An 8473-nucleotide genomic window follows, 5' to 3' on the forward strand; every position below is an offset into this window, starting at 1 on the left:
CGGCCCGGCGGGGCCGCCCCCGGCCGCCCGCCCGCCCCGAGGGGGCCCCCCGCGCCCGCGCCGTGCGCGGGCACTTGAACCAGTAGAGAAAGTTGTAACTCAGTCTGTGGCGTGGGTCGTGAAGTCGTATGCGCAGGCAGGGAGTTCGACCCCCTGACGGTGGGCCATCGGTAGGAAGACCACTGGCCGGATCGTCCATGTGATGCGGGTGCTGGCGTGGGTCAGGGAGACCGTGCAGGGTTCCATGCGTAGGAGGGCTCGTCGCGTGTCGATGCGGCCGTCGTAGAGCCATTCCCAGGCCTCGTCGGAGGCGTCCGGGTCGAGTGCTGGTGAGATGGTGCGCAGGGCGACCGCTACCCATCTGTCTGCCTGCGGTGCTGAGTAGGCGTCGAAGGATGCCCGGAGCGCCGGCCGTCCCGTCTGGTCGTTGACGTCCTGCGTCCAGCACTCGCACCAGAAACCGCGCTGGGGCTTGTCCATCAGCACGGGTGTCCTCCCGGCTGGGTGTCCGTGAAGAGTTCCGCGGTGACGGTGTATCCGCTGTGGCTGCCGTGGACGACGACCCGATGTGCGATGACGCTGACCATGCCCAGGCCGCGGCCGTGTACCGCGTCCTCGCTCGGCCGCTCGACCTTCGGGGCCGTGACTGTCCCTCCCTCGTCGGTGACCGACAGGGCAACCACCTTCGGGGAGACCGCGAGAGCCAGGTGGAAGCTGCCGAGTCCGCCGCTCGCCGTGTGGAGGATCGCGTTCGCGCTCAGCTCGCTCACGATCAGCTCGGCGTCTTCGGCCAGGGGAGATCCCCGCAGGATGTCCCGTGTCCAGCGGCGGGCCCGGCTGACCTCTTCCGGAAAACCTGGGCAAGTGAGTCCCCAGACCCGGGCCGTGCTCGTATACTCGTGCATACAAGTTCCTTCGTCCTGGTAGGCCGCCATGTGCAGCGGGTTCGGGCTAGACGAGTTTCACGCCGTCGTGGGCGCGGATGGCCGGCGGGGATACCGCGTCGAGTGCGTCCAGGACGCGGATCGCGTATGCCTCGTCGGCGAGTTCGATGACTTCTTCGCGGGTGGCCCAGCGCAGTGCGCGGGTCTCGTCCCCGGTGGTGGGTGTGCCGTCGGCGGCCTCGCAGCGGAAGACCATGGAGACGATCAAGCCCTTCATGTTCTTGTAGATCCCGGTCAGGGTCGCGGGAAGCGCGATCTTGATGCCGGTCTCTTCGAGAACTTCGCGCTGGAGGGCTTCGGGGATGGTTTCCTCGCGTTCGAGGATGCCGCCGGGGGGTTCCCAGTGGCCGTTGTCGCGGCGTTTGATCAAGAGGGCGCGGTCCTGGTCGTCGACGATGACTCCGGCGACGCTCACGGAGTGCGGACGGTCGGTGCTCACGTTCCTCTGCCCTCTCGGCTGGCTAGGCTCTCCACCGTAGCAACAAAGCTCGCTCACTCGTCTAGATACCTAAAGGAGTACACGTGCCCTCTCTTTCCTCCGGCCTCCTCGGCGATCTCGACCCCACGAGCGATCGTGCGGTCTTCCGGCAGATCGCCGACCAGCTGCGCGAGGCCATCGACCGTGGCCGATTCAAGGAGGGCGAAAAGCTGCCCTCCGAGGCCGAACTAGTCGAGCATTACGGGGTTTCCCGTATGACGGTTCGAAACTCCTTCTCCGTCCTCCAGGGCGAGGGCCTGGTGCACGCCGAGCACGGCAAGGGCGTCTTCGTGCGACCACGCCCGCCTGTACGACGGCTCGCCTCAGACCGGTTCGCCCGGCGCCACCGCGAGCAGGGGAAGTCCGCGTTCATCGTGGAGGCCGACGCCGCCGGCAGTCACCCGCAGGTGGACAGCCTGGAGGTCAAGGAGGAGAAGGCCAGCCAGGACGTCTCCACCCGGCTCGGGTCCGTGCGGCGAGTGCTCGCCCGGCGTCGCCGGTATCTGCTGGACGGGCGGCCGGTGGAGTTCGCCACCTCGTATCTGCCGCTCGACATCGCACGGGGCACGCCGATCGCCGAGCCCAACCCCGGGCCCGGTGGGATCTACGCCCGGCTTGAGGAGCTGGGGCACCGCCTCGACCACTTCGAGGAAGAGATTCGTGCCCGGATGCCCTCGCCCGACGAGGTGCGCACGCTGCGGCTGGCTTCCGGCGTGCCGGTCATTCACCTGATCCGCACGGCGTTCGACCAGGAGGGACGGGCCGTGGAGGTCTGCGACACGGTCATGGCGGCCGACGCGTACGTCCTGTCGTACCAGCTCCCGGCGACGTGAGCGCCTGACTTGTGGTGGTGCGCGGGGAGGCTTCTCCGAACTCGTACACCCCAACAGGCTAGAGACCTCCGCCGCAACGATCCTGCTGACCGAGGCGCCCGAGCCCAAGGTCCGCGACCGGCAGACGGGGGAGATCGCCAAGGACGCCACCAGCGGTGAAGCCCTGATGACCATGGGCGTCGTCTACCTGGAGGACGGCGAGTCCTCGCTGATCAAGGTCACCGTTCCTGAGAGTGGAGTCTCCGAGGGGCTGACGCTCGGTGCTCCGGTCTCGCTGCCGGGGCTGGTGGCCCGTCCGTGGGAGAGCGTCTTCAACGGGCAGCAGCGGCACGGCATCGCGTTCCGCGCCGCTGCGGTGACTCCGGCCGCGTTCCCGGCCGCCTCCGGGGCCGCTGCCTGATGACCGATCTGACGACGCTCCTGGAGGTGGGTGGTCCTGTCGCCGCACTCGGCGGCGGGGCCGCCTACGCCCGGGCCAAGCATCCCGGGGTGTACTGGTCCACGGTCGGCCTGCCGATTTCCACGGCCCGGCTGCTCAGCTCGTACGGCTCGGTCATGGAGGCCTGCGGTCTGACCGTGGCTCCGTCCCGGCTGCGGATGCTGGCGGTTAAGGCCACCACTCGCCGTGAAGTTCGTCCCGTACCGCCGCGTCGGGGCATCATCCGCCCCACCTCGACCGGGCTGCGGCTCCGTCTGCGGCTCGCTCCGGGGCAGGAACCGGCCGATGTCGCCGCCTCGGCGGAACGGCTGCGGCACGCCTGGGGCGTTCACGCCGTGTACGTCTCGACGGTCAAGCCCGGTGTGGTCGAACTGCGGCTGGTCGGCTTCGACGTTCTGCGGCAGGTGCGTATGCCTCGCAAGGTGGACGCCGAGTTCCTCCAGGTGCCGGTGGCGCTGCGGGAGGACGCCATGCCGTTCGTACGCGACTACCGGGCCGTACCCCACCAACTCACCCTCGGCGCGACGCTGTCAGGTAAATCCATGTACCTGCGGCACCTGATCGCTGGGCTCGCCCCTCAGCCGGTCGCCCTCGTCGGTATCGACTGCAAGCGCGGTGTGGAGCTGGCGCCGTTCGCCTCCCGGCTCTCCGCGCTGGCGACCGACCCGGAGCAGGCAGCCGAGCTGCTGCCCGTGCTCGTGAAGGAAATGGAGGACCGATACGACCTGATCAAGGCCCGGCAAGGCATCGCCCCGGGTACCCCGGCCGAAGAGATCACCTCCGACATCTGGGGACTGCCTGAGTCTGAACGCCCAGTTCCCCTCGTGCTGTTCGTGGACGAGGTGGCCGAACTCTTCCTCGTCGCCACCAGGAAGGACGAGGAACGCCGGGACGAGATGGTCACCCAGCTCATTCGCCTCGCCCAGCTCGGCCGCGCGGCCGGCATCTACCTGGAGGTCTGCGGCCAGCGCTTCGGCGCCGAGCTGGGCAAGGGCGCCACCATGCTGCGAGCCCAGTTGACCGGCCGCGTCTGCCACCGCGTCAACGACGAAGCCTCCGCGAAGATGGCGCTCGGCGACATCGCACCCGAGGCGGTCTCGGCTGCATGTGCCATCGCACCTGAACGCCCTGGCCTGGCCGTCGCAGGTGACACCTCCGGCGGCTGGTCACGCATCCGCACGCCGTACCTGTCGCTGGGCGACGCTGCCGAGACCTGCCGCGAGTCGGCCCACCTGGTCCCCGACCTGCCCGCGCTCAAGCCCTTCAGGCCCGACGTGCCCGTACGGCCCGTCGAGATACCGGGCCCGGCCGTGCGGCCCCGGCCGGTGGCCGACTGACCGCGCCCCCAACCTCGGTCGGCGTGACCGCCTCACGCCATGTCCCTACCCCCCCATGCCCGAATTCGGAAGGAGCCGCAGCATGCGTGCCCACCTGGCCCGTGTCGATGCGGTGCTCGTTCAGGCGGTCATCGCCGCCGCGTTGTCCTTCGCCCACCTGCACGATGTCGCCTCGGCGGCCGGGCAGGACGGGTGGAAGGCGTGGGCCTACCCGATCAGCGTTGACCTGCTGCTCGTCGCCGCCTGGCGCCGACTGCGCTCCGGAGAGGCGAAAGCGGCCGGGTGGTGCTGGTTCCTGATCGCACTCGCCGCGTCCCTGGGCGCGAACGTCGCCACCGCCGGCCTGCTCGACCTGGATCACGTACCGGCCTGGCTGCGCATCCTCGTAGCGGGCTGGCCCGCGCTCGCCTTCCTCGGCGGAACCCTCCTGGTCCACTCGCCTCCGACAGCGCACGACGCGACCACTGACGCCGTAGACCAACAGGAACTCGACGGCATCGAGGACCAAGAGAACGTGCCCGATCCCACGCCAGACCTCCCGACGCCACCGGCGGCCGAACCGGCACCGGCCCCACCGTTGGCCCCTCCGCCGGTCGCTGTTCCGGCCGCCCTGGTCGAGCACGCCCGCAAAGTCGCCGCCGACCACCGCACCCGCACCGGAACGGCCATCGACACCCCGACCCTGCGCGCCCGCCTCGGTGTCCCGCCGCCCATGGCCGAAGCCATCGCCGCCCAACTCACCTGACCAGCAAAGGGAGATCATGCCGCTCTTCTGCTTCAACACGGCCGCCGACTACCTCTCAGCCGCCCGCGACATGGCCGTCAGTGGCCGATCGGCGCTCGCCCGGCTCCTCGCCGAGGAAGCCGCTGACCGCACGCCGGACCCGGAGGAAGCCGCCCGGATCCTGCGCGACTTCCCCCGCCCCAGCCCGCGACAGGAGGACTGACCATGCCCGCACCGAAGCGCTTCCGCCACGTCAGCCGCATCGGCCCCGTCCAGGTCGGCACCTCCTATGACGGTCGCGGCCGGGAGAAGCACACCGCCGCCTGTACGGCCCCGCGCTGCGGCTTCTCCGCCGACTACGACAGCCGCGCCGCCGCCGAGCTGGCTGCCCGCACCCACCGCTGCCCCGTGCGCTGAAAGGATTCCCGACCCGTGACCGTCAGCCTTCCGCTTGTCGTCGTCCTCGGCTTCTTCGCCTGGGGAGCAGTCAGGTTCCTCGGCGTCCGCGTCTGGATCGTCGTCCTGATCACTCTCTTCGGCTTCTGGCTCTCCCGCACCTTCCTCGCCCCCGCTATCGAGTCCGGCACGCGCTCCGGCGTGACCGTCATAAACGGCTCACACGCCTAGACGAGTAGATAAGGAGACGCAACCGTGTTCCTCCCGAAGTACCCCGACAGCCCGACCTCGCCGCCCGCGCACACCCACACCCCGACCGGGACGGCACCCGTACGGCGCTCGCTCCCGTCGGTCTCCATCGATCAGAAAACCGTCGTGGCCCTGGTCGTCGGCGGGGTCGTCCTCACCGCGCTCCTGGCGGCCGTCGCCGTCACGGCCATCTCCGTAGCCGTTGCCGCCGTCGTCCTGCGCTCCATGCTCCGCGACCACCACCGCCGCTGAACCGCGCTGGCCTCCGGGGCGGCGGCACACGACCAAGCATTTCGCCGCCCCGGCGCCTGCTCCTCCCGACCCAGCAAGTCAGAAGGGGAAACGCCATCTTCACCCGCACCACTCCGGCACCACTTCCGGAACTCGCGAACCTGGCCGCGCAGGGCACGCTGCCGGGTATCCTCCGCCAACTCTCCGGACTCGGCGGCTGCACCCACCCGATCCGCCTCGACGGCCACCGCACCGAGTACGACGTAGACACCCGCACCGGCGAGATCGGCAATGTCCTCCACCGCCTCGACTCGACCAGCCTCCCGGCCGGACAGCTCCTCGTCCGCTGCAACAACCGCCGCACGACCCGTTGCCAGGCCTGCGCCGAGGTCTACCGCCGCGACACCTTCCACCTGATCACCTCCGGCCTGCGCGGCGGCAAGGGCACCCCCGAACACGTCGCCACGCACCCTCGCGTGTTCGCCACCTTCACCGCCCCGAGCTTCGGCCCGGTCCACAACCGCCCCTCCAGCGGTCGCCCCTGCCGCTGCGGCACCCACCACGACCAGGACGACGACGAACTCGGCTCCGCACTCGACCCGGACACCTACGACTACGAAGCCGCAGTCCTCTGGAACGCCCACGCCGGTCCCCTCTGGCGGCGCTTCTCCACCTACCTGCGCCGAGAGGTCGCCAAGCGCGCCGGCCTGTCCCAGCGGCGCTTCCGCGAGCACGCCCGCGTGAGCTTCGCCAAGGTCGCCGAGTACCAGAAGCGCGGCGCGGTCCACTTCCACGCGGTCATCCGCATCGACGGTCCCAGCGGCGGCGACACCCCACCCCCTACCTGGGCGACCGCCGATCTACTCACGGACGCGATCCGCGCTGCCGCTGCCAGGGTTCGCGTTGACGGCCCGGTCATCGACGGCCGTGCGCACACCTTCACCTTCGGCCGCCAACTCGACGTCCGCACCATCCGCTCGGCCGACTTTGACGACGGCCAGGAGCTCACCGAGCGGGCTGTTGCCGCCTACATCGCCAAGTACGCCACCAAGGGCGCTGAGACGGCGACTGGAGCTCTCGACCGGCCGCTCAAGTTCGCCGCCGAACTCGCCCAGCTCGACATCAGCAACCACGCCCGCCGCATGATCCGAACCGCCTGGTTCCTCGGCGCACGCAAGGACCTCGAACACCTCCGCCTGCGCGCCTGGGCCCACATGCTCGGCTTCCGCGGCCACTTCTCCACCAAATCCCGCCGCTACTCCACCACCCTCGGCGCCCTCCGCGACGCCCGCGCCGAATGGCGCCGCGCGCAAGCCACACCTGCCAACGGCCCCGAGCCCGAGACGACCTACGTGCTCTCGCACTGGGTCTTCGCCGGAACCGGCCTCTCGGACGCCGAAGCCTGGCTGGCCGCATCCCTCGAACCCGCTCCCGGAACGGAAGGAGAGCCCACCCATGCATGACGACGAACTGCTGACGGTGCCTGACGTGATGGAGCGGCTGAAGCTCGGCCGCTCAACCGTCTACGACCTCATCCGCTCCCGTCGTCTGCCCTCGATCACCATCGGCCGGTGCCGTCGGATCCCCGCGCGGGCTGTCCGCGAGTACATCACCCACGAACTGGAGGCGGCCGCCTGATGGTCCAGCAACGCAAGCGGAACCCCAACGGCGCCGGCACCATCACCAAGCGCAAGGACGGCCGCTTCCAGTGCGCGGTCTACGTCCTCCAGCCGGACGGCACCCGCGCCCGTAAGTTCGCCTACGGCCAGACCTGGGCCGAGTGCGACGGCAAGCGTCGTGAGCTGCTCGACAAGGTCGACCAGGGCGTGCCCGTGCCCACCAAGTCGGCCAAGCTCTCGGACTGGCTCCCGTACTGGCTGGACAACGTCATCAAGCCCCGGCGGAAGCTCAGCACGTTCGACAAGTACGAGGCACACGTCCGGCTCTACCTGGTGCCCCTGCTCGGTGCCAAGCGGCTGGAATCCCTCGGCGTCGCCGACGTCCGCCGGTTCCTCGTCCGCCTGGAGAAGGAGACGACCGCCGCAACGGCCAAGGAGTCGCACCGAGTTCTGCGCTCGGCCCTGTCTTCCGCCTGTCGCGAGGAACTCATCGCGCGCAACGTCGCCAAGCTCGTCGAGCCGCCCCGCACGGACAAGCCCGAGCTGCACCCCTGGACTCTCGACGAGACGCTCGACTTCCTCGCTGCCTCCCGCAAGGATCCGCTCTACGCGGCCTTCGTGCTCGCCATCGCCATGGGGCTCCGCCGAGGAGAGATCGTGGGCCTGCGCTGGTCGGACCTCGACCTCGACAACCGTGTCCTCTACGTCCGCCACCAAGTCCAGCGCCGCCGTGGCGTTCTGTACGACGACGACCCCAAGAGCCGCCGTCGCCGCGCAGTCCCTCTGCCCGCCCTCTGCATCGCGCCCCTGCGCTGGCACCGCCTACGGCAGGCGGACGCTCGCGCCAAGGCAGGGGAGAGGTGGCAGGAGTCGGACTATGTCTTCGCCACTCGCACCGGCCGCCCCGTGGAGCCGCGCAACCTGTACCGCTCCTTCACCCGCGTCGCCGTGTCCGCCGGCCTCCGCGTGATCCGGCTGCACGACGCTCGCCACGGGACGGCCACCCTGCTCACGGCGGCCGGAGTCGCGCCCCGCGTCGTGATGGAGATCCTCGGTCACTCACAGATCAGCATCACCATGGACGTCTACACCCACGTCGTCCAGGACACGCAGCGCGAAGCCATGAGCCACATGGACCGCCTGCTCAGGAGACGCCCCGGTCGTCAATGACCAGGCTCGTTGATGTCAGCTGTAGATGTCAGAAGGGCTCGCACCTACGAAAG

14 protein-coding genes are annotated in these 8473 nt (G+C 69.7%); 11 read left to right on the forward strand and 3 right to left on the reverse strand.

The window, feature by feature from the left end:
- Positions 1–99: 99 nt before the first annotated feature.
- From ABZ281_RS26275 to ABZ281_RS26285, 3 genes are read right to left on the reverse strand one after another with little or no spacing between them, the layout of a single operon-like run.
- On the reverse strand, positions 100–480 hold the full coding sequence (locus ABZ281_RS26275; protein WP_356659266.1) for a hypothetical protein: 381 nt from the start codon (positions 478–480) through the stop codon (positions 100–102).
- Entirely contained in the window at positions 480–905 is a 426-nt protein-coding gene (locus tag ABZ281_RS26280) for an ATP-binding protein (RefSeq protein ID WP_356659268.1), read from the reverse strand. Before ABZ281_RS26280 ends, ABZ281_RS26275 begins: the two co-directional genes overlap by 1 nt.
- Before the next feature lie 46 nt (positions 906–951).
- Positions 952–1359, reverse strand: a complete 408-nt coding sequence (locus ABZ281_RS26285) for an NUDIX hydrolase (protein WP_062931480.1) — start codon at positions 1357–1359, stop codon at positions 952–954.
- A gap of 107 nt (positions 1360–1466) precedes the next feature.
- On the opposite strand from ABZ281_RS26285, the gene ABZ281_RS26290 reads away from it, so the two are divergent.
- From ABZ281_RS26290 to ABZ281_RS26340, 11 genes are all read left to right on the forward strand, one after another.
- Entirely contained in the window at positions 1467–2255 is a 789-nt protein-coding gene (locus ABZ281_RS26290; RefSeq protein ID WP_020274970.1) for a GntR family transcriptional regulator, read from the forward strand.
- Between the two features lie 4 nt (positions 2256–2259).
- On the forward strand, positions 2260–2655 hold the full coding sequence (locus tag ABZ281_RS26295) for a hypothetical protein (RefSeq protein WP_356659282.1): 396 nt from the start codon (positions 2260–2262) through the stop codon (positions 2653–2655).
- Positions 2655–4031, forward strand: a complete 1377-nt coding sequence (locus tag ABZ281_RS26300) for an FtsK/SpoIIIE domain-containing protein (RefSeq protein ID WP_356659270.1) — start codon at positions 2655–2657, stop codon at positions 4029–4031. Before ABZ281_RS26295 ends, ABZ281_RS26300 begins: the two co-directional genes overlap by 1 nt.
- Before the next feature lie 82 nt (positions 4032–4113).
- On the forward strand, positions 4114–4776 hold the full coding sequence (locus ABZ281_RS26305) for a DUF2637 domain-containing protein (RefSeq protein WP_356659272.1): 663 nt from the start codon (positions 4114–4116) through the stop codon (positions 4774–4776).
- Positions 4777–4792: 16 nt separating this feature from the next.
- Entirely contained in the window at positions 4793–4978 is a 186-nt protein-coding gene (locus ABZ281_RS26310) for a hypothetical protein (RefSeq protein WP_356659274.1), read from the forward strand.
- A 2-nt stretch (positions 4979–4980) separates the two neighbouring features.
- Complete coding sequence (locus tag ABZ281_RS26315; RefSeq protein WP_102910782.1) at positions 4981–5172, forward strand: mobile element transfer protein; 192 nt, start codon at positions 4981–4983, stop codon at positions 5170–5172.
- 15 nt (positions 5173–5187) lie between these two features.
- Positions 5188–5382 carry a hypothetical protein gene (locus ABZ281_RS26320; protein WP_059419023.1) on the forward strand — a complete coding sequence of 65 codons (195 nt, stop codon included), beginning with the start codon at positions 5188–5190 and terminating at the stop codon, positions 5380–5382.
- A gap of 24 nt (positions 5383–5406) precedes the next feature.
- Positions 5407–5652 carry a SpdD protein gene (locus tag ABZ281_RS26325; protein ID WP_356659277.1) on the forward strand — a complete coding sequence of 82 codons (246 nt, stop codon included), beginning with the start codon at positions 5407–5409 and terminating at the stop codon, positions 5650–5652.
- A gap of 140 nt (positions 5653–5792) precedes the next feature.
- On the forward strand, positions 5793–7094 hold the full coding sequence (locus ABZ281_RS26330) for a replication initiator (RefSeq protein WP_356659284.1): 1302 nt from the start codon (positions 5793–5795) through the stop codon (positions 7092–7094).
- Entirely contained in the window at positions 7087–7269 is a 183-nt protein-coding gene (locus tag ABZ281_RS26335) for a helix-turn-helix domain-containing protein (RefSeq protein WP_062927388.1), read from the forward strand. Before ABZ281_RS26330 ends, ABZ281_RS26335 begins: the two co-directional genes overlap by 8 nt.
- The gene (locus ABZ281_RS26340) at positions 7269–8420 is read left to right on the forward strand and encodes a site-specific integrase (RefSeq protein ID WP_356659279.1); all 1152 of its coding nucleotides are present in this window, start codon (positions 7269–7271) and stop codon (positions 8418–8420) included. Before ABZ281_RS26335 ends, ABZ281_RS26340 begins: the two co-directional genes overlap by 1 nt.
- Positions 8421–8473 lie beyond the last annotated feature (53 nt).

Source organism: Streptomyces sp. NPDC006265, from assembly GCF_040613555.1.
Taxonomy (GTDB): Bacteria; Actinomycetota; Actinomycetes; order Streptomycetales; family Streptomycetaceae; genus Streptomyces.

Coding starts and splice junctions, on each gene's coding strand:
- ABZ281_RS26340 (WP_356659279.1), top strand. CDS start 7,269: ATGGTCCAGCAACGCAAGCGGAACCCCAACGGCGCCGGCACCATCACC.
- ABZ281_RS26310 (WP_356659274.1), top strand. CDS start 4,793: ATGCCGCTCTTCTGCTTCAACACGGCCGCCGACTACCTCTCAGCCGCC.
- ABZ281_RS26335 (WP_062927388.1), top strand. CDS start 7,087: ATGCATGACGACGAACTGCTGACGGTGCCTGACGTGATGGAGCGGCTG.
- ABZ281_RS26315 (WP_102910782.1), top strand. CDS start 4,981: ATGCCCGCACCGAAGCGCTTCCGCCACGTCAGCCGCATCGGCCCCGTC.
- ABZ281_RS26275 (WP_356659266.1), bottom strand. CDS start 480: ATGGACAAGCCCCAGCGCGGTTTCTGGTGCGAGTGCTGGACGCAGGAC.
- ABZ281_RS26280 (WP_356659268.1), bottom strand. CDS start 905: ATGCACGAGTATACGAGCACGGCCCGGGTCTGGGGACTCACTTGCCCA.
- ABZ281_RS26305 (WP_356659272.1), top strand. CDS start 4,114: ATGCGTGCCCACCTGGCCCGTGTCGATGCGGTGCTCGTTCAGGCGGTC.
- ABZ281_RS26300 (WP_356659270.1), top strand. CDS start 2,655: ATGACCGATCTGACGACGCTCCTGGAGGTGGGTGGTCCTGTCGCCGCA.